The organism is Bifidobacterium avesanii, from assembly GCF_009299475.1.
Lineage (GTDB): Bacteria > Actinomycetota > Actinomycetes > Actinomycetales > Bifidobacteriaceae > Bifidobacterium > Bifidobacterium avesanii.
This window is the reverse complement of record NZ_WBSN01000020.1, coordinates 16,330-41,853: the sequence shown is the minus strand read 5'-3', so window position 1 is coordinate 41,853 and position 25,524 is coordinate 16,330. Positions and strand designations below refer to the sequence as shown.

Here is a 25,524-nt window from a genome sequence, read left to right as displayed (position 1 = left end):
TTTGGGTGTGTTGTGCGTCTGGGGTGTGACGTCTTGTTTTGGTCAGCTTGTACGCCACGTAGCATGTTCCAGGTTATGTGTCTTTGGGTCTGGTTGCATGTGTGTTGATTATATGATACAGTTTGGAGCGTATGGTGGTGGTTAGTTTGGGGGGGGGTGTTGGGTCGGTTGTGTGGGGGGGGTGGGTGGGGGGAGTGGGGGGTGTAACTCCGTGCGGCGCTCACTGGCGGTTATGCCCATCGCTGCGCCGATATTGTGCGCTTTTACGGCGATGCGGCGAAGGTGCGGTTTCCCGCGAGTGCAGATGCCTGCCCGCAAGGTCCGTAATCTACCCCCACGAACGCAGATGGCTTGCGTTTCCGCCGCTTCCTCCCTCTTCCGCGATCCGCCGGGTTGCGATAGGCTGTTACGCGTGACTGAATCCGTGAATACTGAACTTCGCATCGCCGTTATCGGCGCCGGTCCGGCCGGCGTCTACTCCTCCGACATCTTCCTGCGCCAGCTCAAGAAGCTCGGCGAGGGCCTCGGCCTCGGCACGCAGGCCCGCATCGACCTGTTCGAAAAGCTGCCCGTGCCGTTCGGCCTGGTCCGCTACGGCGTGGCCCCCGACCACCCGTCCATCAAGTTCATCGCCGACGCGCTCGAGAAGACCCTCGACAACCCGGACATCCACCTCTACTGCGACGTGGAGTTCGGCAAGGACGTGACCCTCGAGGACCTGCTCGCCCGCTACGACGCCGTGCTGTTCGCCACCGGCGCCGTCAAGGACAAGCCGCTGCGCATCCCCGGCGCGGACCTCGACGGCGTGTACGGCGCCGCCAAGTTCGTCGAATGGTACGACGGCTACCCCACGGGCGCCCGCGAGTGGCCGCTCACCGCCGAGAAGGTCGCCGTGATCGGCGGCGGCAACGTGGCCATGGACGTGGCGCGCGAACTCATGCGCAACGCCGACGACCTCAAGGCCAAGACCGACATCCCGGACAACGTGTACGCCGGCATCCAGTCCAACAAGGCCAAGGAGCTGCACCTGTTCATCCGCCGCGGCGTGGCCCAGGCCAAGTTCAGCGTGCAGGAGCTGCGCGAGATGGAGAAGCTGCCGGGCGTGCAGCTCATCATCAACGAGGACGACTTCGAGCTGGACGACGACACCATCGAGGTGGCCCAGAAGGACAAGCTCACCCGCCAGATGGTCGAGGAGCTGTACACCATCCGCGAGATGGCCGAGGACATGGAGGACGACGGCGACGTCGACTTCGAGGGCAATCCGGCCGACCGCAAGTACTACGTGCACTTCAACTCCGCGCCCACCGAGATTCTGGGCGAGGACGGCAAGGTGACGGCCATCCGCGTTGAGCGCACCGAAACCGGCGCCGACGGCAAGATGCACCGCACCGGCGAGTTCGACGACTACCCGGTCGAGGCCGTGTACCACGCGATCGGCTACCAGCCCGCCGAGGCGCCCGGCATCGCGTACGACGCCAAGGGCGCGCACCTCGCCAACGCGAATGGCGACGGCCGCATCACCACCGAGCCCGACGGCGGCGAAATCCGCGAACGCCTGTACGCGACCGGCTGGGCCAAGCGCGGTCCGGTGGGCCTGATCGGCTCCACCAAGTCCGACGCGCTCGCCATCGTGACCAACATGCTCGAGGACCTGGCCAAGGCCGCCGAGGGCGGCCGCGTGGCGCCGGACCGCGACCCGGAGTCCATCGACCGCCTGCTCGCGGAGCGCGGCATCAAGCCGATCGACTTCGCCGGCTGGAAGAAGGTCGACGCCTTCGAGCGCGCCGAGGGCGCCAAGGAGGGGCGCGAGCACAAGAAGGTCATCGAGCCCGACCAGATGCGCGAGCTGGCTCACGCCTGAGACGTGAGCGGCCGCATGCAACGGCAAACTCCCCCTGCAAACGGGGGAGTTTGCCATATTCAAGGCACCTCTAGGCAACGTTCAGAAAAATCACAGCGTAGTTCCCTAGCCTTGAAACCATGAATGGGCAGACAGGGCAGTTGCGCGTGCACGGCCACTTCAACGGGCTGAAAACCACGCTGCTATTTGGGCTGATGTGGGCCATCATCATGCTGATTTGGTGGACCACCGGCGGCAGCCGCGGCACGCTGGGCGTGTACATCGTCATCGGCCTCGCCACCACGTTTCTGTCCTACTGGTTCTCCGACCGCATCGCCATCGCGTCCATGGGCGCGCGCGAGGTGTCCGAGGCCGAAGCCCCCGAACTGTACTGCATCGTGCGCGAACTGTCCGCCCGCGCCGGCCGCCCGATGCCGCGCATCTACGTCGCCCCCACCATGAGCCCCAACGCCTTCGCCACCGGCCGCAACGAGAACCACGCCGCCGTGTGCTGCACGCAGGGCATCCTGCGCATCCTCAACGAGCGCGAACTGCGCGGCGTGCTCGGGCATGAGCTCATGCACGTCTACAACCACGATATCCTCACCTCCGCGGTCGCCTCCGCCATGGCCACGGTGATCACGTACCTCGGCTACTCGCTCATGTATCTGGGCAACGGGCGCGACGACCGCAACAACGGCGGCGGTCTGGGCCTGATCGGCGTGCTGGTGAGCTCGATTCTGGCGCCGCTGGGGGCCTCGCTCATCCAGCTGGCCATCAGTCGCACGCGCGAATTCGACGCCGACGAGGACGGCAGCATGCTCACCGGAGACCCGATGGCCCTCGCCTCGGCGCTCAACCGAATTGAGACCGGCATCAACGCGGAGCCGATGCGTCAGACCGCCGGCACCCAGTCGGCCTCCGCCATGATGATCGCCAATCCGTTCCGCGGCGACGGGTTTAGCCGTCTGTTCTCCACGCACCCGCCGACTTCCGAGCGCATCGCCCGCCTTATGCAGATGAGTCAGGAGATGGCCGCCGCGCAACTGCAGGGCGGTCCGGCGGGCGTCCAGCAGCCGTACGTCCAGCCCTCTTATTCCCAGTACGCGCGGTAGCCTCGCGTCGAGTCTCGTGTCAAATCGCGTTGCGCCCGCCGGGTGGTTGATTCGAGGGCTTCACCTTCACGCGTAGTATTGTGCCTGCGCGTGCCAGAGCTCGTAGTACTTGCCCGACCGGTCCGCGACCAGCTGATCGTGCGTTCCCGTCTGCACGATCCGCCCGTGGTCGAACACCGCGACCTCGTCGCAGAACCGGCACGACGACAGCCGGTGGCTGATGTACACCGCCGTCCGGTCCAAGGCGATCCGGTCGAACCGTTCGTAGATCTCCGCCTCCGCGACCGGGTCCAGCGCCGCGGTCGGCTCGTCGAGCACGATGAACGGCGCGTCCCGGTACAAGGCGCGGGCGATCGCGATCTTCTGCGCCTCCCCGCCGGAGATCTCCACGCCGTCCGGGTCGAGCTCGCGGTACAGGAACGTGTCCAGCCCGTGCGGGAGCGAGGCGAACCGCTCCCCGAAGTCCGCGTCCCGCAGACAGCGGGCCGCCAGCGCGGGGTCGTAGGACGCGCTTCCGGCGACGTTCTGGCCCAACGGGAGGGCGAGAAGCCGGAAGTCCTGGAACACGACGGCGAAGATGCGCATGTACTCGTCGTACCGGTATTTGCGCACGTCGATCCCGTTGAGCAGGATCTGGCCCTCGGTCGGGTCGTAGAGGCGGCACAGGAGCTTGATGAACGTGGTCTTGCCGCTCCCGTTCTCGCCGACGACCGCGAGCCGTGAGCCGACGCGGAACTTCACGTTCGCGTGCCTCAGGGCCCAGACGCCTTCGGGGGCGCCGGGGTAGCGGAAGGACACGTCGCGGAACTCCACGTCGTATTCGCGGTCGGAGCGCTTCTCGGTGGTGAGTGTGCCTTGGTACATGGTGTTCGGGGTGTCGAGGAAGGCGAACAGGCGCTGCAGGAACGGACCGTTGGCGCGTATCTCGCCGGCTTGGTTCAGCACCGTGTGCACGCCGGCGAACATGGTGGTGATCGCGCCAACATATTGGGTGACCGCGCCCACGCCGAACGCCCCGCCCCACGCCTTGAGACACACGAACGCGTAGATGACGCCGACCGGCAATGCGGAGACGCCCGCCGAAAGCGCGGCCAACGGGCCCATGACGCGCGTGATCATGCGGTACGACTTCGCGTGGACGCCGAACGTGTTGTTCGTCTTCCAGAACGGCAGGGCCACCCGTTCGTACTGCCGGTACATGCGCAGGTCCAGCGCGCGCCGGCGGTCGCGGAACAGCAGACCGAAGGACCGGAACACGCGGTTGCCGAACCGGCCCATGTCGTCGAACCGGAACCACACCATGCTGGACTTGGCGTAGCACAGCGACGACAGCGCCACATCGGCGATCAGCAGAGCGAACAGCGCCGCGCCAGCCATCGGATGATTGAGCGCGACCAGCCATCCCGCGTCCGGCGTGCCCGGCACCGGGGACGTGAACAGTCCCACGGAAAGCGCCGCGCCGCCTGTGATTTGGAATATGCCCGGCAACGCCCGGCCGAAGGTCAGCGTCACGTTGCGCAGCCCTTTGCCGGCCATGCGGTCGCTTTGCAGGATGTGCGCCACCACGTCGGACGTGCGCTGATCGTCGAGGATCGGGAAGTCCACCGTGGACAGCTTGTCCGCCGTCACTTGCTGCCGTGCGACGAGTTCCATCGCCTCGTCCTCGGCGTCCCTCCACCGGGCGAACACGGCCGCGGCCAAGCCGAGCGCGGCGCCGACCGCGAGGATGAGGAGCACCCACATGCGCAGTCGGGCCGGGTCGCGCGCGCCGGCGAGCTCGTCGATGAGGCGCGCGGAGAACCAGATCGTGGCGTAGGGCAGCGCGGCCTTCATCAGCGCATCGCCGACCGTCGCCACGAACCATGCGGGACGCAGCCGCCAGCACAGGCGCAGCGCCCGCCATTCCAAGCGCCAAGCCCGTCCGACGGTCACCTGCGCGTCGTCCTGCGAAGTCTCGTTCTTCATCGCTGATTCCTCACTCGCCATCACTGACTTCCTTTGCTGCGGCCGTCGTCACCCGCAACCGCGTCCCCAGCCGCAGCCGCGTTCATGTCGTCCCGGTAGTACTTGCTCTGCACTTCGAACAATCGCGCGTACCCGCCGCCCATGGCGAGCAGGGACTCGTGCGTGCCCTCCTCCGCGATCCGCCCGCCGGCAAGGAACACGATCCGGTCGCAGAACCGCGTCGACGCCAGACGATGCGAAATGAACACCGACGTGCGCCCCGCGGTCATGCGCGCGTAATGCCGGTACACGTCGTCCTCCGCGATCGGGTCCAACGCCGCCGTCGGCTCGTCCAGCACCAATACCGGCGCGTCCTTGTACAGTGCGCGCGCCAGCATGAGCCGCTGCGTCTGCCCGCCCGACAATTCCACGCCGTCCTCGTACACGCCGCGGCCCATATGCGCGTCCACCCCGCCCGGCAGCCGGCCCACCGCGTCCATGAGCCCCGCCTCCCCGAGGCACGCCTCCACGCGCGCCCGGTCGATCCCGTCCACGCGCTGGGCCACGTTCTGCGCGACCGTGGAGTCCAACACGGAAAAATCCTGGAACACGGCGGAGAACAGCGCGTAATAGTCCCGCCGGTCGTATTGGCGCACGTCCACGCCGTCCACAAGGACGCGTCCGGAAGTCGGGTCCAGCAGGCCGCAGACGAGCTTGACGAGCGTGGTCTTGCCCGCCCCGTTCAGGCCCACGACCGCGAGCCGCTCGCCCGGGCGGATGTCCAAGCTGACGTCGTGCAGCGTGTCCCGGTCGGCGCCCGGGTATCGGAACGACACGTGCTCCAGGGTGATCCGGTACGCGTGGCCGGGCCTGCGTTTCAGGGGTTCGCCATCCTCGAACGCATAGGGTTCGGGCCAGTCGAGGAACTCGCGGATCTGGGAGAGCTCCAGGCTTTCCTTGTTCAGTTCCGCGAACTGGTCGAGGATGCCGGTCACCCACATGCCGAACCCGCTCACCGCCGTGAAGTAGAGCAGGAACTCGGAGGCCGTCAGGCCCTGCGCGAGGGTGAGGCGGATCAGGTACGCGTACGCGATCCCGTTGCGCGCAAAGGCAAGCGCCACATCGATCACATTCGCCCACAGATTGTTGGCCTCACGCCGGGCATAGAACGCCAGCAATGCCCGGAACGCCCTGTTCCGCAGTTCCAGAATCCACGGGCGCAGGTTGAGGATGCGCATGTCCTTCGCGTACTCGCGCTTGCCGAACACGTCATTGAGATAGGTGTAGCGCTTGAGTCTGGCCCGTTCCTCCTCGCGATGCCGGTAGCCCCACTCGTTGATCCGCTTGGCCGCCGCATATCCGACACCCGCAGTGACGATCACGAGCAGGATCATCCATATGCTGAGGTTCGCCAGCACGAACAGGTACGCCACGAATCCGAACACGTTGGTGAGGATCTCCGTCCATGTGCGCCAGAATTTCTCCGTGGCCGCGTCGTTGCCGCTGCAGTTGCGGTAGCTCTTCTCCTCCAGCGCGTTGAAATCGGCGTCCAACATATTGGCGTAGGCGGTGCCGGAGGCCTTCAGCCCGATGCGCTTGACGATGGAAACGCGCACCTCGACGTTGCCGGAAAACGAGATCTGGTCGAAATAGTCATGCACCGCCGCAAGCGCCACCAGCCCCGCGGCGAACGCCGCTATATCAAGCAGCATGCCGCCCAGCGACGCATGAACCTCGATGCGATGCAGGACCACCGGCGCGACGAACAATTCGGTGAGCGTGGTTCCCGCGGCCGTCAGCGCCATGACGGCCGCGACGAACGGCACCGTCCATGCCGTATGCCACGCGGCGTCCAACATGAAACGCGTGTTGCTCCACAGCCCGTATTTTGTCTTTCCCGAGCGCCGTGTCTCATCCGAAGCGTGGGTGCGTTCCCGTTCCATGCGTCCCCTTTCCGTCGCCCTTGCGATCGCCACGCTTGGTTGTACCGCAGAATCGGCGTCCATGAGGCTCCGTGGGGACGAAACGCGCAAATTCGGGGACGAATTGCACGGCGGACGGCATGCCTCGGCGTGTCGCGCGGTCACCCCTGCGGCAGCAGAATCTCCGTGGTGAACGCGCCGGACTCCGAATTGCGGCTCAGGTACCCGCCGGCGTCCTCCACGATCCGGTCGACGCTCACCAGCCCGAATCCGTGGCCCCCGCCGCGTTTGGTGGTGCGGAACAGCCCGCCCACCTTGCGCTTCTTCACGGCCGGCGCGGCGTTGGTGAACGAGATGTACAGCTGCGTGCCCTTCATGTCCATGTACACGCGGATCATGCGGTCGGACTCGGGCAGGGGCGCGTTCGCCTCGATCGCATTGTCGAACAGATTGCCCAGCACGCAGCACAGGTCCAGCTCGGAAATCCTGAGCCTGATGGGAATGCGGGCGTCCACGCGCACGTCGATCCCGCGCGCCTTCGCCAGCGACACCTTGCTGTTCAGGATCGCGTCGGCCATAGCGTTGCCGGACTTGATGGGCGTGTCCAGCTCCCTGAGCTCGGTGTCGAGCCCATCCAGATATTTACGGATCGCGTCCATGTTGCCGTCCGCCGCCAGCACCTTGAGCGTCTGGATGTGATTGCGGTAGTCGTGCCGCCACACGCGCATCTGGCGGTACATGTTCTCCACCTCGCGGTAGTGCGTGTCCACCAGCTCGCGCTGGTATGCGGCCAGCGCCTTGTTCGTCCTGCCACGTCCGAACAGTCGCGGAAATTTCATCGTCGCCCCTCTCATGTCCGTTCGATGATCGCGCGGTTCAGCGGCTCGTACGCCCCTCGCGGCAGCCGCAACGCGGTTCCGTCCGTGAGCTCCACCGCCGACCTGGTCACGCGCCGGATTCGCCGCAGGTTCACGATCAGCCCGCGTCCCGCGCGGAAGAACCCCGGTCCCAGATCATGTTCGAACTCGCTGAGCGGCCGTTTGACCGTGTACTCGCGTCCCGCATGTACGGTGACGTAGTTCTGCCGCACGTCGAGGTAGCGAATCGTCTCCAGCGGTACGCGCGCCACGCCGTCCGCGCATTGCAGGGTCAGGCAGCGGCCGCCTTGGTGCAGGTGTTGCGCGGCCCGATCGAGCACTGCGAACAGCTTGCGCTCGTTCACGGGCTTCATGAGGTAGTGCAGCGCCTCCACGTCGTACCCTTCGGCGATGTAGTCGGAGTAGCCGGTGATGAACACGATCTGCGCATGCCCTGTGCCGTCGTCTTCGCCATGGCCGTCGTCTTCCGCACGCCGCACGGCCTTCGCCAGCTCCACGCCGTCCATCGAGCCGGGACCGCCCATTTCGATGTCCAGCAGCAGGATGTCGAAGTCCCTGCGCTCCTCGTAGCGGGTCAGGAACCGCTCGGCGGAGGGGAACGTCTCGACCGTGACGCCGTCGCTGGCGTTGCCGTTGCCGTCGCGGTTGCTGTTGCCGGTGCTGCGGTTCTCCGCCCACCGTTCGACCAGTGACCGTACGTATGCGGCGTCCACGTCGCTGTCGTCGCAGACCGCAATCCGGTATGGCATGCGCGTCCCTCCTTCCGGGCCCATCCTACGCGCCTTGCGATTCCTGCGGCGCCGGGCTCATTTTGCGCTGTTTGGCGGCCATGACCCTTACGTATGTGGTACAGTGAATATTTGTGTGTTCGCGTCATCGCGCGAGTTCATCTGCGGATGTAGTTCATCGGTAGAACGAAAGCTTCCCAAGCTTTAAAGGCGGGTTCGACTCCCGTCATCCGCTCCATCTGTTTTCGTTGCAATTCCGCGTATTTTCGGGCTTTTCTCATGCCTTGAGGGGCATGCAAGGGGCGTCTCGACAACATGACGACAACGCGCTGAGAGCATGATGAGAACAATTCCGCGGGATCGCGCACGGCAGTTGCGGATTCCCGCATGCGCCAACATGCTGCGCCCATCTGCATAGTGTGCAGCACTTTCTGGCCTGCGCGGACACCTATCTGCGTTCTGTGCAGCAGTCCCTCCCGCCATCAGGCTGCAAAATGCTTCACATATGCATCATTTTGGGGTCGAAATGGCATCGATCCGGCAGTGGCGCATGACCAAGTGCTGCACAGAACGCAGATAGGTGTTCATGCCCCTGCAAAAGTGCTGCACACTATGCAAATAGGCGCGCGAAGCCCCCCATCGCTTGCCGCATATTCGTGCGACATCGTCGGCTTAATGCAATGGATGAGAAAAAGTGGAGGCTCCCATGACGAAGCACGGGAGCCTCCACTTGCATCACACGAGAGCCGCGCCCTCGTTCCGTATCATTGCGAGCATCGCGATCACTGCTGCGACGGCGGCAGCTCGCCCTTGATGGCCCAGTCGGGGAAGCGCTGCTGCTGGTCCATGGCCATGAGCTCGCTCACGGTCACGAATTCGTAGCCCTGCGCCTTGAGGTCGTCGATGATGCTCGGCAGCGCCTCCACGTCCTGCTCGCGGTTGCCGCCGCCGGTGTGCATCAGCGCGATGGCGCCGTTGTGCGCCTCCTTGAGCACCGTGTCGTGGATGGCCTGCGCGCCCGGCATCTTCCAGTCGAGCGTGTCGATGTCCCACAGCACGTTGGTGGAGAGCATGTCGCCCACGCGATCCCAGTCCTTGTTGGTGAACGCGCCGTAGGGGGAGCGGAACATGCGCGAGGTCACGCCGGCCTGCTCCAAGCCGCCGAATCCGGCGGTGAGCTCGGAGCGGATCGCGTCGTCGCTGAGCTTCGGCAGGAACGGGTGGGTGTTCGAGTGGCTGCCCACCTCGTGACCCTCGTCCACCATGCGCTTGACCACGTCCTTCATCTCCGCCGACTGCGAGCCGATGTTGAAGAACGTCACATGGATGCCCTTCTCCTTGAAGATGTCGAGCATCGGGGCCGTGTACTGGCTCGGGCCGTCGTCGAACGTGAGCGCGATGACCTTCTTGTCCGCCGGCGGCTTCGGCGTGAGCGCGGTGGTCTGCTCGTCCACGGGCTCCTTGGTCACGCCCTTGTCCACGGTCTCGCCGGACACCTTGCCGACCCACGTCTCCTTGGTGCCGTCGGAGCCGGGCAGATGCAGCTGGATGATGCCTCCGGTGACGATGTTCGTGGCCTTCTTGCCGTGCGGGATCGTCTCGGTCTTGGTTTCGTGCTCCTCGTCCTTGTCGGTGCCGTTGGTGAGCGTCACCTCGTCCTGCTCCTTCAGATGCGTGGACGCGAGCTGCTCCTCGGGCACGGTGGTGCCGTTGACGGCCACCTCGACCGGATTGCCAACCTGCCCGTCGATCACCTTGCCGCTCACGGAAATGAGCCGGCCCGGGGTCTTGCCGAAGTAGGCGTTGTCTTCGAGGATGGTCTTGATCGACTGGCCGTTGAGGATGTTCACGACCTGCCCGTCGATGATCACGGGGTAGCGGCGCAGGTTGTTCCACCAGTACCAGCCGCCGCCTCCGCCAAGGCCCGCGATGGCGATGATCACCACCAGCACGATCGCCACGATCTTGCCCGCGCCTCGCTTGACGGGCTTCCTGCCCGGACGCGGACCGTATGCGCTGCCGTTGAAGTCCAGCTCCTGAACGTCTCCCCGTTCGTCGTCCGAAACACCCTCCAGCAGATGTTCCATGCTGGCGTCGTTCTCTTCGTTGTTCCCGGCCAACTGACCACCTTTCTATCCGCTCATATTCTATGGACCATCCCGGTCCGGCCCGCCGTGCGAGGGGGTAATATTCCCCTCTGCCGTGCCTATGACGCGGGTGTATATGGCACCGCGCTATGACGCCGCGTTACAGCACCGCGTTACAGCACCGCGCCGATGAGCGTCCAGCCGAGCGTGACGCACACCAGCGGCGCCAGCATGGTCGCGGCCAGATAGGCGCCCGCCATGCCGCGCTTGCCGCCGCGGGCCAGCGTGACGATTTCGTTGATCGCGGTGGAGAACGTGGAGAAGCCGCCGAGGAAACCCGTCACGAACAGCAGGTACGTGGGGTTCGTGACGGCCAGATGCGCGGCCGCGCCCGCCGCAAGTCCCGCGCAGAACGTGGCGATGAGGTTGATGATGAACGTGGCCAGCGGGAAGTCGCCCTTCCACTGCTGCTTGATCGACACTGTGAGCACGAAGCGCGCCATGGCTCCCAGACCGCCGCAGACGCAGACGCCGAGGAATACGATCATCGTTCCGCCTCCTCTTCTTCCTTGCGCCGCTCGTTGACCGCGGTCACGATGCGCCCGAAGCTCGGCGCGTCGTCGCCGGCCTCGCCGACGATGTGCGGGATGATCACCGGCTCGGGCTTGGCCGGTTCCGGCTCCGGTTTCGCCTCTTGGGACGGTTCGCCTTCGGGCTCGGGTTCGCTTTCATGCCCGGGGATTGCCTCGGCGGTTGTGGCGTCGGACGACGGTTCTCCGGACGGCTGAGACCCGGCCGGCTCTTCCGGCGCGGGAATGCCCAGCATCCCCATACCCGGCTGATCGTCACCGTCGCCGCCGTTGTCCGTGATGGCAGTCTCTTCGACTGCTGCCTGACCCGCGACGGAAAGACCGACTGGCGTTTCAGTGCTCTGAACGGGCTCGGAACCCGCCGCCTCCGTATGCCCGTTCCGCGTGGAACGGGCCGTCTCGGCCTCATCATCCTGAGCGGAATGCGCCTGACCGGCATCAGCCTGCGCGGAGCCGGTCGGTGTGGATTCCGCCGGAGCGGCGCCGAAGGATTCATCCTCGTCGGTGTCCCGGCCGTCTCCGTTCGGATTTCCGGTTTCCGGAGTCTCGCTCACTTCCGGAATCTCCGCCGTAACCGGACCGGCGTCCTCTCCCGGTTCCTCAACTTTCTCGGCCTTGCCGGCGGCGTCATCCGTCCCAAACGACGGGAACACCAGCGCCGGCAGCGGATTCGCCGTCGCCGCGGGGTTTTCGCCCGCCTCATCGGCGGGATCGTTCACGTCGGGGGCGGTCCCGCCAATGCCATGCCCTCGCCTCGGCGTCATGGCGAACACTTCGGTCGGCGCCTCCGCCACGGGCCCGGATTCCGGCGGCGCAAACGTGGCTGCCTTGACGGCGGCTGCCCCGGCGGATGCAGCGCCGACGGTCACACCGGCGGTCGCATTCCTCTCGGAAGCCGCCGTGCCCGTCGTCCCCGAATCCGCCACTGCATCCGCGGGATGAGCCGCCAAAAACGCGTCCGCCGCCGCGTCGGCGTCCTCCATGGTGATCGGAATGTCGCCCGTCGTTTCGGCGGCGGTCCGACCGTTGCGCGCCCGCGTCGGGCCGGTCAGCGTCAATCCCAGCCGCGTGCCCGCGTACGCCAGCGCGAGGCCGCACGCGAAGCTCATGACCTCGTAGAACGCCACGCCCCAGAAGTTGCCGCCGCGCCAGTTGAGCAGCTCCTCGATCACGAGCGCGCTCAGCGTGGAGAAGCCGCCGCACATACCCATGCCGATGCCGCGGTTGGCGAGCTCGCGCCGCCGCGCCGGAATCCACTTGGCCTGTCCCATGGCCGCGGTCAGGCATGCGAAGATGAAGCACGCGAACATGTTCGCCACGAACGTGGCCGTGTGGAAGGCCGAGAAGAAGCCCGTTTCCGCCGCCGGGCGCGGGATGAGCAGACTCAGGCCGTAGCGCATGCCCGTGCCCAGGCAGCCGCCCAGAAACACCACCAGATACAGCATAGGGTCCATCAGCGGCTCGCTGCGGTCGGGGTTGCCTTGCATGAGCGGTCGCACCACCTGCACCGCGGGGGTGATGGTGGTCTGCGTGGGCGCGTCGTCGTAATCGGGATGTGGTGTGTTCATGGGCGTACCGGTGCCTCTGTAGCGAAGTGAATGGTCCAAAAGCCAAAAACCGCCGGACGCTGGGCATCCGGCGGTTCAACGCTTAGTCGATCAGGGAATGGATCTGAATGATGTGGTCACGCTGCGGGCCGGTGCCGATCACGGAGATGCGGCAGTTGCTGATCTCCTCGAGGCGCTTCACGTACGCCTGGCAGGTGGCGGGCAGATCGTTGAAGTCGTGGACCTTGGAGATGTCCTCGTCCCAGCCCGGCATGGTCTCGTAGACCGGCTTGGCGGCGGCGAACGCGGCCTGATCGGTCGGCATGTCGTCGTAGCGGGTCACGGTGCCGTCCGCGTTCTCGACCTCGTAGGCCACGCAGATCGGGATCTCCTTGAGGCCGGTGAGCACGTCGAGCTTGGTGAGCACGATGTCCGTGAGCCCGTTGACCTGCGAGGCGTAGCGGGTCACCACCGCGTCGAACCAGCCGCAGCGGCGCGGACGGCCCGTGGTCACGCCGTACTCGTGGCCCTGCGCGCGCAGCCAGTCGCCCTCCTCGCCGAACTGCTCGGTGGGGAACGGGCCCTCGCCCACGCGGGTCACGTACGCCTTGGCCACGCCGATCACGCGGTCGATCTTGGTCGGGCCCACGCCGGTGCCCGTGCAGGCGCCACCGGCGGTCGGGTTGGAGGAGGTGACGAACGGGTAGGTGCCGTGGTCCACGTCGAGCATGGTGGCCTGGCCGCCCTCGAACAGCACGGTCTTGCCCTCGTCGAGCGCCTTGTTGAGGATCAGCGACGTGTTGGCCACGTACGGCTTGAGGCGCTCGCCCAGACGCAGCAGCTCGTCGGTGGTTTGGTCCACGTCGATCGGGCGGCGGTTGTACAGCTTGACGAGCATCTGGTTCTTCTGGTGCAGGCTGGCTTCCACCTTGTCGTGCAGGTGGTCGGCGTTGAACAGGTCGTGCACGCGGATGCCCACGCGGTTGATCTTGTCCGCGTACGCCGGGCCGATGCCGCGGCCGGTGGTGCCGATCTTGTGCTTGCCGAGGAAGCGCTCGGTCACTTTGTCGATCACGCGGTGGTACGGGGCGATGATGTGCGCGGCCTCGCTCACCAGCAGGCGGGAGCAGTCCACGCCGCGGCTCTGCAGGCCGTCGATCTCCTGGAAGAGCACCTCGACGTCCACCACCACGCCGTTGCCGATCACCGGGGTGACGGTGGGGGAGATGATGCCGGAGGGCAGCAGGTGCAGGGCGTACGTCTCGTCGCCGACCACCACCGTGTGTCCGGCGTTGTTGCCGCCGTTGAAGCGGGCGACGTAGTCCATCTTGGTGCCCATGAGGTCCGTGGCCTTGCCTTTGCCCTCATCGCCCCACTGTGCGCCGATCAACACGATTCCAGGCATGATGCACCTCCGCAGCCGTGTGTATGCCTTGCATGTAAGGATTAAACCGCTGATCAGCCTACCGCGAGCCCTAAACCGCCATCCAACACCGTCCAAAAGTTGCAGATCCGTGCGCGAATGGACGGTTGAACGCCCCGTATACGCACGAATCTGCAACTTTTGGACGGTATCGGATGGTCAGTCCGTCTGCGCCGGCACCGAGTCCGGGCCGAAGAGCAGCTGGTGTACCGCGTCGGTCATGCGCGTGGTCTCGCCGAGCTTGACCTGCATGGGCACCAGATCGGCCACCATGCCGGCCGGGCCGTGGACGTCCGCGTCCGCCGTCTCGCCGGAGCCCTCGTCGGAACCGTGCATCTCCGTGATCATGCGGCGCGCGACCGTGTCGGTGATCGTTTCGAAGTCCTGCAGGATCGACGTGATGCGCATGCCCGCCAGATCCGTCACATACGTGCCGTCGTAGGCCATGATCTGCATGTGGTCCGGCACTCGCACGCCCCGGCGCAGCGCCTCCTGCACGCAGAACGCGGCGGCCATGTCCGGCGCCACGATCGCATCCGCCTCGGGGAACCGCTCGAACGCCGTTCGGGCCACGGCCTCGAATTCGGAGAAGTCGGCCACATCCTGCACCTCCAGATAGTCCCAGCGGATGCCCGCGAGGTCCAGCGTGCGCTCGAACGCGAGGTGGTAGCGGATCGGGGGGAACGTGGTGTTGCCGCCGATGCCGTCCAGGTCCGTGATCGACGTGGCGTGGCCGTCCGAGTGGCCGTCGGCGCCCGTCATCGCGGACGACAGCAGGTCGTTGTACTGTGACCGCGGTCCGCCGATCTCCACCACGTGCCGCACGCCGGTGAGCGCGAACATGGTGGCCGCGAGCTCGCCGCCCTGCTCGTGGTCGGATCCGATGGACGGGATGGACGCGCCCAAATAGCGGTCGAACGCGACGATCGGCCGCTGGATGGACGTCCAGTAGTCGGCCGGATGCGTGGTGTGGCCCATCATGATCATGCCGTCCATCATGTGCCGGCGCAGCATGTCCACGTATCGGTCCTCGCCGGAGCCCATGTCGGCCGTCGAGCAGATGATCGTGCGGTATCCGGCCTCGAACAGCTGCCCCTGCAGGCCCGCGACGAGCGTGGCGAAGAACGGGTGGCGGATGGTCGGCACGATCGCCCCGACCACGTTGGTGCGGTCATGGTACAGGTTGCGCGCCAGCTCGTTGGGCACGTAGTTGAGCGTCTTCATGGCGGCCTGCACCTTCTCGCGCATCTCCGCCGACACGTACCCGTTGCCGTTGACCACCAGCGACACCGTGCTCAGCGACACCCCTGCCTTGCGTGCCACGTCGCGCATGCCCACCATTGCGACCACCTCCCTTGCCGATCCACGGTCCGATTATGCACGCCATTGTACTCGAACCGGTTCGCCTCGCACCTCTTCGCCAAAAGTTGCATATTCGAGCGTGTACGCACCCATTTGGAGCCCATTTACGCCCGAATGTGCAACTTTTGACGCGGGCATCAGCGGCGATGGCGCCGGCGGAGCAGCCGCAGCGGTTCCGCGGCCCGTGGCACGCCGGCGAGGTCGAGCCTGCGCCGCACCAATTCGGGAGCATGGACGACCTCGTTGAACGTAAAGCGCACGAAGACCGTGTTGCCCAACAGCCGCAGGTCGCCCTCGCGCTCCTTCTCCGCGAGAATGGTGTCGATGGCGTCCGCGCCCTTGATCATGTCCGGATTCACGTACTTCTCCCGCCCGTCCAGCTCCCCGATGATGGTCGCGCCGTCGTGGCGGGTCCATTTGAAGTCGGTGCGCCAGAGACGCCGGCTGACGGGATCGACGATCTCATACTGCAGCTCCGGCGGCTCGTATCCCCAGATGAGCATCCACGCCCGCGCGATGGATTCGCCGCCGTTCTCGCTTCTCGGATCGGCATGCGAGGCTACCAGCCGTGCCTGCTCGACGCCCTTGTGCCCTGCGCGTTCGTCGATGAACGTGGCCAATTCGTCGCGCGCGAGACCGTATAGTCGCATCGCCGCGTCGCAGATGGCCAGTGCGGGCGGGAACCGCAGCGTGCGGATGCAGTCGAACACGGTCTGCATGAGCGACGTGACGAGGATGCCGTCCCGGATCTCGGCGCGTGCGTCCTTGAGATGGTGGAATCGGAAGTAGGACCGGTTGCGGGTGCATGTGCGGTCATCGACGGCGACGTGCACGCGGTCGTGCATCGTGTAGGTGCCGTGCAGCCTCCAGACGGCCGCGGCGCTGATCTGGCAGAGCGGCCAGTCGGGGCGCCGCTCGGCCACCGCGCGCAGCATGTGCATGATGCGCTGCCAGTAGGTGAGCGATGCCCAGTAGGATGGCCGCACGAACAGGTCGTCACGGACGGCGAGCAGTTCCCCGCATGCCAGCCGCCCGTCTATGACGCGCTTCAATGCCCGATCGCGCGTCCACAGGCACGTTTGCGCCCGTTCCGCCTCCGCCAGCGCCCGTTCCAGTTTGTTGCTCCGCCTCATATCGAAACGCTAAGCGCTGGTCCGCGGGTGGGTAAAGCCGAAGCGGGCATTGTGCGCGAACGTGCCCCCCGCTTGCGTGTTTTGGGCGTGTCGCTCGCCCGTTTATCCACGTACGCAACTGTCCTGCCGCAAAAGTTGCATATTCGAGCGTTCCGAAGCCTTGACAGCACCGTGAAGCGCTCGAATATGCAACTTTTGCGGCAAAAAGATTAAAAAAGATTATTAAGCGCGCGCCCGGGCCTTCGCGCGTGCCACGGCGTCGCGGGTGGAGCCGGCCCCGTCGCCGCGCACGCCGAACACCACGATGAGCAGCTGCACGAACACCAGAAATGCGCTTACGCGCAGCGTCCACTCGGTGCCGAAGATCGAGGCGAGGATCTTGTCGCCGCCGTTGGACTGCATGCGCAGCCGGCTCAGCGTCTCCATGAGGATCACAAGCACGGGCGCGCCCACCGCGCCGGCGATCTGCCGCACGGTATTGGTGACCGCGGAGCCGGCCGAGACCTCCGACGGTTCGAGGCAATTGAGCGACCATGTGGTGATGGGCATGATGATGAAGCCCATGCCGATCTGCCGCACGAACTGCCAGATGGAGATCCACCAGATCCACGTGTCCGTGCCGATGAGGCTCATCATGATGGTGCCGAACAGCAGGATGATCGTGCCGGTGAGTGCCACGGGCCGCGCGCCGAGCCGGTCGAGCAGCTTGCCGCCGTAGTACTGCGAGATGCACATGCCGAACGCGCCGGGCATCATCACGAGGCCGCTGATGGTGGCGGAGAAGCCGCGGTCGTCCTGGATGTACAGCGGCATGATCACCATGATCGAGCTGAACGCGAAGAAGCTCAGCGCCGCGCAGATGGTGCCGGTGGTGAAGCTGCGGTTCTTGAGCACGCCGAGGTCCAGCAGCGGCGGCTGCACGTTGGAATTGGCAGAACCGTCAAGACTGCCAGCCGCCTCATACCGCCGCGCCCCGCGCACCTGCCTCGCCACGAACCACACGATGCCCACCACGCCCACGAGCATCGACAGCCACACCATTGGGTGCGACGCCGGGAACGCCTCGATGTTGGTGAAGCCGAACATGAGCCCGCCGAAGCCGAACACGGACAGCGCCACGGAGAAGAAATCGGCCTTCGCGTCGGCGTCGTTCTCGCCGAAGTCGCGCAGCCACAGCGCCGCCATGATCAGGCATGCCACGCCGATTACGGTGAGCGTGAGGAATATGGACCGCCATCCGAACATGTCGGTCTGCATGCCGCCGATGGTGGGGCCGAGCGCCGGGGCCACGCTCATGGCCATGCCCACCGTGCCCATGGCCATGCCGCGGCGGGAGAGCGGGTAGATGGAGAATACGGTGATCTGCAGCACGGGCCACATCACGCCGGTGCCCACGGCCTCGAGCAGACGGCCGAGCAGCACGAGCAGGAACGACGAGCCGATCCACGCCAGCGCGGATCCGACCGTGAACACCGTCATGGAGACGATGACGATCTGCCGGGTGGAGAACCGCCGGGTGAGGAATGCGGTGAGCGGGACCATCACGCCCATCACGAGCTGGAAGATGGACGTGAGCCACTGTCCGGTGGTCACGGAGATGTTGAACTCGGACACGATGGTGGGCAGTGCGGCGCTCAGCTGCAGCTGCGTGAAGTTGCCGACGAACGTGATGAAGGTGAGGATGGCCAGCGAGACGAACGCCGCACGGGTCAGGTGCCCGTCCACGTACGATTCGTCGCTGGAAAGCCGCTGTCGTTCCTTCATCCGTTTCGCCATTCGATCATCGCCTTCGAATCTTGGTACGCGGAAAGCCTATCCGCACCCGTGGAGATGAATGCACGATGAACTCTCGGAACTCGAACCGGTATGGAATCGCGGCGTAACCATACGGGGGCAACTGCGTGATATAGGGTGTATGGGGTTGCTCCGCAAGGGGTATAGTGCATAAGAAGAGGCAAGAGCCGAAGATGAGAACTGTAGTAAAGAAGGGCACACTGCAATGGCGTTGACGAGCGACCAGGCAGCGCGTGAGGCGCAGGTGCGGGAACCGGAGGGCTCCGCCCGGGGCGGGAATGACCGACGCCGCTCGCTGGGCCGTCAGATATCCCATCAGATGAACAGCGTCCAGTACTGGCGACTGTTCCTCAATATGGCCCTCGGACTCACGGACGCCGCCATGTACGTGATCGCCGGCGCGACCGTGCTGCTGCTGCGCGACGAGTCTTACTCCTTTTATTCATCCCGTCTGTTCTTCTCCATGGACGTGTCCGTGTACCTGCTCATATGCGCCGCGCTGTGGGTGTGGTCGCTGCGCACGGTGGGCGTGTACCACCGTCACGTGATGGGCGACGGCTACCAGCTCAACATGCTGCTCATCAAGGGCATGGTGGTGTGCTGGGTGATCCAGTGCGCGCTCAACTTCATCTTCGGATTCGAGCTCACGCTCGTCTCGCTTACCATGGCCGTGGTGAGCGCATGGCTGCTCACGGCCGTGGAGCGCATCATCACCCGCCGCGTGATCACCGGCAGCCGGCAGAAGGGCGCATATGCGTACGCCACCGTGCTGGTCGGTTCGCCCACGGGCATTGGCCGCATGCTGCATTTTCTGGCCCAGCGCCGTCAACTCAACTACCGTCCGGTGGCCGTGTGCCCCATCCACGTGCACGAGGAAAGCGGCCTGATCCGTCCGCTTACGGATGCGGAAAGCCTCAACGAGCTGGACGCGCAGGTGATGAAGAACTGGGGAAGCTCCCTGCCCGTCATCGACTACGAGGACCACGAGCTGGCCGAGCGGTTCGTGGACGCGGGCGCGCAGACCGTGATGGTGTGCGATGTCATCACCCGCTACTCGGAGAACTACAACACCTTCTCCGTGCGCATGGAGAGCCTCGGCTTGGAAGTGGCCATGCTCGCCTCCGCCGCGGACACCGGCAACCACGAGCTGCAGGTGCGCTCCATCCAGGGCACCACGATCATCACGCAGCGCCTGTCCCAGTACACGCCGTTCAACGCGTTCTTCAAGCGCGTGTTCGACATTGTCATCTCCTCGCTGGCCATCATCCTTTCGGCGTGGATCACCATCCCGGTGGCCATCGCCATCAAGGCGACGGACGGCGGCCCGGTGTTCTACACCCAGACGCGCATCGGCCTTCGTGGCAAGCCGTTCAGGATGTTCAAGTTCCGTTCCATGGTGGTCAACGCCGACGAGCTCAAGAAGAAGCTTGCCGCGGAGACCGGCCAGTCCGACCGCTTCATCTTCAAGATGAAGAACGATCCGCGCATCACCCCGGTGGGCCATTTCATCCGCCGCTTCTCCATCGACGAGCTGCCGCAGTTCCTCAATGTGTTCAGGGGGGATATGTCCGCCGTGGGCCCGCGCCCGCCGCTGCCGGAGGAGTACGCCCGCTACAATCAGGTGTACGCCACGCGCATGCTCGTCAAGCCCGGCATCACCGGCCCGTGGCAGGTGTCCGGTCGCTCCGACCTGTCCGCCGAGGAGAGCGAGGCGCTGGACGTGGCCTACGTGCAGAACTGGAGCGTGCTGGGGGACATCGTCTTCCTGTTCCGTACCGTCGGCGCCGTGCTGAGCCATAAGGGAGCCTACTGATAATGACCGATCCCACCGATCCCACGAACGCCGGTTCCGCCTCTCCGCTCGACCCGCCGCAGCCGCCCGCTCCGCCCGCGCAATCCGCGCCGTCCGCGCGCTCGGCGTCATCCAAGCCCGTGGTACCGTCCCTGCCGCCGATTGCGCCGGTACCGCCCGTGCCCCCGGTGTCGTTCGAACCGGCAACGGACAATGCGGGCAATGCTTCTGCCGCTTCGCCGCTTGTCGGTGCGGCGTCCATCCCCGCCGCGCCCGTGGCCGTGGCCGCCGCCGATACGTCTTCGTCCGGGGCACCCGAGACCGCGGCGAACGCCCCCGCAGATGGCCCGGCAAGTGAGGACGCCTACGTGGAGCACATCGACGACGCCACCCCGATCGTCCAGCCGGACATCGATCCCGCCATACTGGCCGCGGACACTGCGGCCGCCGAGCATCATTCCCATCGCCGCCGCATGAGCCCCGAGCACATCCGCCGCATCAAGCGCCGCAAGCGCCGTCGCCGCATCTTCATCGGCGTGCTTGTGTTCGTCGTGCTGCTCGCCGCGCTCGTCGGCTGGTTCGCGGTCAGCGCGCTCAAGGCCAAAAACGAGGTGGAGGCCGCCGTCGCGCAGGCGTCCGGCATCCAGTCGCAGGTCATGAGCGGAGACACCGCCGCGGCCAAGGCCAGCATCGAGCAGTTCAGCGCCCACATCGACGCCACCTACCGGCAGACCAGCAGCCCCGTGTGGGCCCTCGCCACGCTGATCCCGCACTACGGCTCGGACGTGAAGGCCGTGCGCCAGACCGTGGACATCCTCGAGGACGTGAGCAACAACGCCCTGCCCAAGCTCGCCAGTTCCGTGGACGGCTTGAACCTGAGTCAGATCGGCATCCACGACGGCGCCGTGGACCTGGGCAGCATGGCCTCCGTGGCCGGCAACCTCACTGCCGCCAACAAGGTGATCGCCGACGCCAACGTGAAGTTCGGCAACGTCTCCGGCACCAACATCCCGCAGATCACGGACGCGTTGGCTTCCGCCAAGGCCAAGTTCGCCGACCTCGCGTCCACCGTGGATCTCGGCACCCGCGTGGCCAACCTCATGCCCGCCATGTTCGATCTGGGCAGCGGCAGCGCGCCGAACGACGGCAAAGTGCGCAATTATCTGGTCATCGCGCAGAACAACGCCGAGCTGCGCGCCACCGGCGGCATTTTCGGCTCGTGGGGCGTGCTCACCGTGGACGGCGGCAAGCTGACCATGGGCACGTTCAGCCCGGCGCAGGTTCCCCCGGTGCCCGGTTCCCCCGTGGTGCAGCTCACCGCCGAAGAGAAGTCGCTCTTCACCGAGAAGATGGCCACCTACCAGCAGGATCCGGACTTCACCCCGGACTTCTCGCGCGCGGCCGAGATCGCCGCCGCCATGTGGAAGAATCTCAACAACCAGACCGTGGACGGCGTGATCAGCATCGATCCGGTGTTCCTGCAAAGCCTGCTCGGCACCACCGGCCCGGTCACCCTGGCCGACGGCTCGCAGCTCGACGGGCAGAACACCGTGCAGGCTTTGCTGCACGACACCTACGTCACCAAGCTGACCGGCGCCGCGCAGGACGCGTTCTTCTCGTCCGCCGCCACGAGCATCTTCAACCATCTCATCACGTCCGCCGGCGGCAACAATGCCGGGCTCGTCAAGGCCGTGCAGGATTCCGTGACCAACGGCCACGTCTACCTGTGGAGCGCCCACGAGGACGAGCAGCAGCAGCTCGACGGCACCGCCATCTCCGGCACGCTCATCACCAACCCCAGCAAGCCCGTCACCGGCGTGTACTTCAACGACGGCACCATGGGCAAGATGGACTGGTACCTGAAGCGCGAGGTGAGCTACGAGTACGACCAGACCTATCCGTCCGGCGCCAAGCAGTATACCGTGCACATCAAGCTCACGAACACGGTCGATCCGAATGCGGTGAAGACGATCCCTCAGGACGTGCTCGGCTTCGACGAGCAGGGTGCAAACCGCCACGGCGAGATCGACACGGTCACATACACGTATGCTCCGGCCGGCGGCCGACTGGTGGACTGGCAGTTCGCCGGATCCGGCGTGGGCGACGGCAACTACGACAGCATCGCCGTGCACAACGACCTGACCGTTGGCGTCAAAGGCGTCACGCTGCAGCCGGGGGAGTCCTTCGAGGCCACGATCCACGTGGTCACGTCGCCCACCGTGGCCGCGGACGATGAGATGGTTTTGCGTCAAACCCCCTTGCTGAATTAGAAGGCACGGGACAGACGGTAGACTAAGGAAAGAACTTGGGGCGGATGAGGTTCCCCCTAACTGCCCGGGTATGAGGAATGGAGTTAAGTTTTGGCTACCACCGAAAACGCCGAGAACGACGTCATCACCATTGACGTCCTCGGGGCCATCAAAAAGCATGTCATCACCGCGGTCGTCACCCTCGTGGTGGTGTTCGCCGCAGTGGCGGGCTACACGTTCACCCGCACCCCCCAGTACACGGCGTCCGCCCAGCTGCTGGCCACGTACAAGGGCAGCAGCGCGCAGGACACGAACGCGAACGCCTTCAACTCCGGTGCGAATTACATTGAGTCGCAGATCGCCACCTACCCGGAGCTGGTGAAGACCGAGGCCGTGCTGCAGCCGGTCATCACGGATCTGGGCCTCAACATCACCGTGGATGATCTGGCCAAGCAGGTCACCGCCTCCAACCCCACGGACACCATGCTTGTGGAGATCAGCGTGGAGGACACCGATCCCAAGAGCGCCTCGAACATCGCCAACAGCGTGGCCTCCAGCCTGCAGAAGCAGATCACCACCACCCTGTACAGCGACGAGGGTGAGAAGATCGTCTCCCCGGTGAACCTGCAGATCGTGCAGCAGGCGTACGTGCCGGCCAGCCCGAGCTCGCCGAACACCAAGATGAACCTCGCCATCGGTCTGGTGGGCGGCATCGTGCTCGGCGTCGTGGCCGCCGTGGTCAAGGACCTGCTGGACCGCCGCGTGCGCCAGTCCTCGGACGTGCAGGCCATCCTGAACGACGTGCCGGTGCTGGGCACCTTCTCCAACAGCGACGCGTTCTCCGGCAAGGCCCCGGTGATCATCGCCAAGCCCGCGTCCCCGGAGGCGGAGGAGATCCGCCGTCTGCGCACCAACCTGTCCTTCGCCCTGCCGGAGAATAACCTGTCCAATGTGATCGTGGTCACCTCCGCCAGCCAGCACGAGGGCAAGACCACCACCAGCGTGAACCTCGCCACCGCGTTTGCCGAGACCGGCAGCAGCGTGCTGCTCATCGACGCCGACGTGCGCAGCCCCTCCGTGGCCAGCGCGCTCGGCATCGAAGGCAGCGTGGGCCTGACCCATCTGCTCACCGGCAAACTCTCCGCCCAGGACGCCATCCAGCGCTACTGGAAGCCCAACTTCCACGTGCTGCCCGCCGGCAAGCAGACCATGAACCCGAGCATCATGCTCAACTCCCGTGCCATGAAGTCGCTTATCGCGCAGGTGGCTGGCCACTACGACCACGTGATCATCGACACGGCCCCCATGCGCGTGGCCAACGACGCCGCCGTGTTCGTGAAGGAAGGCGGCGAGCTGCTGCTCGTGGTGGGCCTCGGTGTGGCCGAAAAGAAGCAGCTGCGCACCACCGCGCAGGAGCTCAAGACCCTCGAGATCGAAACCGCCGGCGTCTCCCTCAACTTCGCCGAAGGCGACAAGAAGAAGGACGAGTACTACTACTATTACGGCTCCGACGACGACAAGGCCGCGTCCGCCAAGTCCAACTCCGACGGCAAGAAGCACAAGAAGGCCTGAGCGCGTCGGTTTTGCAAATGAGAGGGCCCGGGGCCGTCACTGCTCCCTATTCGGGGAGCGACGGCACCCGGGCCTTCCTCTATTCCAAACCAATGCATGCGCAGCCTTTTATGGCCGCAATGTGGTGATGGGCGCCACCAGTACTCCATCCTTACGTGTATAGCTGTATGCGCCCGTACCGGTGAGCACCATGAGGAAACTGGGATTCTGCATTCTGCTCGTGTCAATCCGCTGTGCCAATTTGCGCAGGTTGGCGGCTCCTTCCTCTATGAGTCGATCTCCTCCGAGTTTGACCTCAATCAGCCCATACCGTCCGTCGCGCAAATGTATTACGGCATCACATTCGAGGCCTGTTTTGTCACGGTAATGGAATACCTGCCCGTCAAGCGCATCGGCATACACGCGCAGATCACGCACGCACATGCCTTCGAACAGGAGCCCAAACGTCTCAAGATCCTGCAATATGCCACGGGCGTTGACACCTAAGGCTGCTGCGGCGATCGACGGATCCACAAAATGGCGTGTGTCTGCGGACCGAATTGCCGTTTTTGACCTCAGATTCGGATTCCAAGCCGGCATATCTTCGATGACGAAGATCTTCTCGAGTGCCCTGATATATGACTGCACTGTTTTGTTGGAAGGACCGGAATCGTCGTTGGCGGAGATGTCCTCCGTGATTTGTGCGGTGGATGTCTGCGAGGATTCCATGCGGGCATAGGAACGCATGAGACGTCGCGCCAGGTGTGGGTCGCGTTCTACGTCATCAACACGGGAGATATCGGACTCCACTACGGCGTCCACGTAATCCACGGCCTGCTGAATCGCTATGTCTTCACGTTTGATGCCGATGGCGCCTGGCCAGCCGCCTCTGCACAGCAGGAACGCCAGTTGCTCCACCGTGGCTCCCGCCGGCGCCGGGTGTAGCATCTCGCCATTGAACAAGGCTTGCAACGATGTGGTGCCGGTTGAATCTTCGGATTCGAACAGGCTCATTGGCCGCATCCGCATCCTTGCGATTCGCCCCGTGCCCGTATGCGATAGTTGAGCTAAATTGGGCGGAACGCTGGAACCGGTGAGGATGAACTGTCCGAACGCATTGCGTTGATCCACTTCGAATCTGACTGCGTCCCATAGTTGAGGGGCCAGCTGCCATTCGTCGATCAGACGAGGAGTTGCGCCTTCCAGAAGGAAAGACGGCTGCGTCTCGGCCAAGAGGAGGTTCTGCGACCGGGCTGCCGGATTGGCCATATACAATGAGCTTTTTGCGATCTGTTCACAGGTCGTGGTCTTCCCGCACCATTTAGGGCCCTCAACCAAAACGGCGCCCTTGGCGGCGAGCCTCTTGCTCAGTAGATCGTCGTAGATGCGGGGAAGATACCGTCTTTTTGTGGAAGCTGCCATAACAACACCACCTTTACTTCCTCATTTGGACCGTTTTCATTTCCTCATTTGGCTTAATTCTATTTCCTCATTTGGACCGTTTTCATTTCCTCATTTGGACTCATGTTCTCGTATGGGGTCTAGCGGGTGAGATCCGGATACCGG

At 64.9% G+C, this 25,524-nt stretch carries 17 protein-coding genes and 1 tRNA gene; 6 read left to right on the top strand and 12 right to left on the bottom strand.

Features of this window, described 5'->3' with window-relative positions; translation table 11 throughout:
* Positions 1–412 precede the first annotated feature (412 nt).
* Both DSM100685_RS09145 and htpX read left to right on the top strand, forming a co-directional pair.
* On the top strand, positions 413–1,864 hold the full coding sequence (locus DSM100685_RS09145; protein ID WP_152351037.1) for an FAD-dependent oxidoreductase: 1,452 nt from the start codon (positions 413–415) through the stop codon (positions 1,862–1,864).
* Positions 1,865–1,983: 119 nt separating this feature from the next.
* A complete protein-coding gene (gene htpX, locus DSM100685_RS09140) occupies positions 1,984–2,958 on the top strand; it encodes a zinc metalloprotease HtpX (RefSeq protein ID WP_152351036.1) in 975 nt (324 codons plus the stop codon).
* Positions 2,959–3,024: 66 nt separating this feature from the next.
* Here the strand turns inward: htpX and DSM100685_RS09135 are convergent, their stop codons facing one another.
* The 4 genes from DSM100685_RS09135 to DSM100685_RS09120 all read right to left on the bottom strand — a co-directional run bounded on the left by DSM100685_RS09135 (position 3,025) and on the right by DSM100685_RS09120 (position 8,451).
* Positions 3,025–4,923, bottom strand: a complete 1,899-nt coding sequence (locus DSM100685_RS09135; protein WP_152351035.1) for an ABC transporter ATP-binding protein — start codon at positions 4,921–4,923, stop codon at positions 3,025–3,027.
* A gap of 20 nt (positions 4,924–4,943) precedes the next feature.
* Positions 4,944–6,761, bottom strand: coding sequence for an ABC transporter ATP-binding protein (locus tag DSM100685_RS09130; protein ID WP_204314306.1), 1,818 nt, complete (start codon positions 6,759–6,761; stop codon positions 4,944–4,946).
* Positions 6,762–6,985: 224 nt separating this feature from the next.
* A complete protein-coding gene (locus tag DSM100685_RS09125) occupies positions 6,986–7,663 on the bottom strand; it encodes a sensor histidine kinase (RefSeq protein ID WP_152351033.1) in 678 nt (225 codons plus the stop codon).
* Positions 7,664–7,674: 11 nt separating this feature from the next.
* Entirely contained in the window at positions 7,675–8,451 is a 777-nt protein-coding gene (locus DSM100685_RS09120) for a LytR/AlgR family response regulator transcription factor (protein ID WP_152351032.1), read from the bottom strand.
* 143 nt (positions 8,452–8,594) lie between these two features.
* On the opposite strand from DSM100685_RS09120, the gene DSM100685_RS09115 reads away from it, so the two are divergent.
* A tRNA-Gly gene (locus tag DSM100685_RS09115) sits at positions 8,595–8,668 on the top strand.
* A 544-nt stretch (positions 8,669–9,212) separates the two neighbouring features.
* On the opposite strand, the gene DSM100685_RS09110 is transcribed toward DSM100685_RS09115, so the two are convergent.
* The 7 genes from DSM100685_RS09110 to DSM100685_RS09080 all read right to left on the bottom strand — a co-directional run bounded on the left by DSM100685_RS09110 (position 9,213) and on the right by DSM100685_RS09080 (position 18,348).
* Positions 9,213–10,517 carry a polysaccharide deacetylase family protein gene (locus DSM100685_RS09110; RefSeq protein ID WP_152351031.1) on the bottom strand — a complete coding sequence of 435 codons (1,305 nt, stop codon included), beginning with the start codon at positions 10,515–10,517 and terminating at the stop codon, positions 9,213–9,215.
* A 173-nt stretch (positions 10,518–10,690) separates the two neighbouring features.
* Entirely contained in the window at positions 10,691–11,065 is a 375-nt protein-coding gene (locus tag DSM100685_RS09105; protein WP_152351030.1) for a fluoride efflux transporter FluC, read from the bottom strand.
* Positions 11,062–12,675: a CrcB family protein gene (locus DSM100685_RS09100; RefSeq protein WP_152351029.1), complete on the bottom strand. Its 1,614-nt coding sequence runs from the start codon at positions 12,673–12,675 to the stop codon at positions 11,062–11,064. The genes DSM100685_RS09105 and DSM100685_RS09100 overlap by 4 nt, the downstream gene beginning before the upstream one ends.
* An 82-nt stretch (positions 12,676–12,757) precedes the next feature.
* Positions 12,758–14,059 carry an adenylosuccinate synthase gene (locus DSM100685_RS09095; protein ID WP_152351028.1) on the bottom strand — a complete coding sequence of 434 codons (1,302 nt, stop codon included), beginning with the start codon at positions 14,057–14,059 and terminating at the stop codon, positions 12,758–12,760.
* 177 nt (positions 14,060–14,236) lie between these two features.
* The gene (locus DSM100685_RS09090) at positions 14,237–15,418 is read right to left on the bottom strand and encodes a LacI family DNA-binding transcriptional regulator (protein ID WP_152351027.1); all 1,182 of its coding nucleotides are present in this window, start codon (positions 15,416–15,418) and stop codon (positions 14,237–14,239) included.
* Positions 15,419–15,576: 158 nt separating this feature from the next.
* Positions 15,577–16,572: a hypothetical protein gene (locus tag DSM100685_RS09085; RefSeq protein WP_152351026.1), complete on the bottom strand. Its 996-nt coding sequence runs from the start codon at positions 16,570–16,572 to the stop codon at positions 15,577–15,579.
* 222 nt (positions 16,573–16,794) lie between these two features.
* Positions 16,795–18,348, bottom strand: a complete 1,554-nt coding sequence (locus tag DSM100685_RS09080) for an MDR family MFS transporter (RefSeq protein ID WP_152351025.1) — start codon at positions 18,346–18,348, stop codon at positions 16,795–16,797.
* 223 nt (positions 18,349–18,571) lie between these two features.
* On the opposite strand from DSM100685_RS09080, the gene DSM100685_RS09075 reads away from it, so the two are divergent.
* From DSM100685_RS09075 to DSM100685_RS09065, 3 genes are all read left to right on the top strand, one after another.
* Positions 18,572–20,179 carry a sugar transferase gene (locus DSM100685_RS09075; RefSeq protein ID WP_152351024.1) on the top strand — a complete coding sequence of 536 codons (1,608 nt, stop codon included), beginning with the start codon at positions 18,572–18,574 and terminating at the stop codon, positions 20,177–20,179.
* 2 nt (positions 20,180–20,181) lie between these two features.
* Entirely contained in the window at positions 20,182–22,428 is a 2,247-nt protein-coding gene (locus tag DSM100685_RS09070) for a DUF4012 domain-containing protein (RefSeq protein WP_239512678.1), read from the top strand.
* A 90-nt stretch (positions 22,429–22,518) separates the two neighbouring features.
* Positions 22,519–23,979 (top strand): tyrosine-protein kinase domain-containing protein, encoded by a 1,461-nt coding sequence (locus DSM100685_RS09065; RefSeq protein ID WP_204314308.1) that lies wholly within the window; start codon positions 22,519–22,521, stop codon positions 23,977–23,979.
* Positions 23,980–24,087: 108 nt separating this feature from the next.
* Here DSM100685_RS09065 and DSM100685_RS09060 read toward each other — a convergent pair whose 3' ends face one another.
* Entirely contained in the window at positions 24,088–25,380 is a 1,293-nt protein-coding gene (locus DSM100685_RS09060; protein WP_152351023.1) for an ATP-binding protein, read from the bottom strand.
* Positions 25,381–25,524 lie beyond the last annotated feature (144 nt).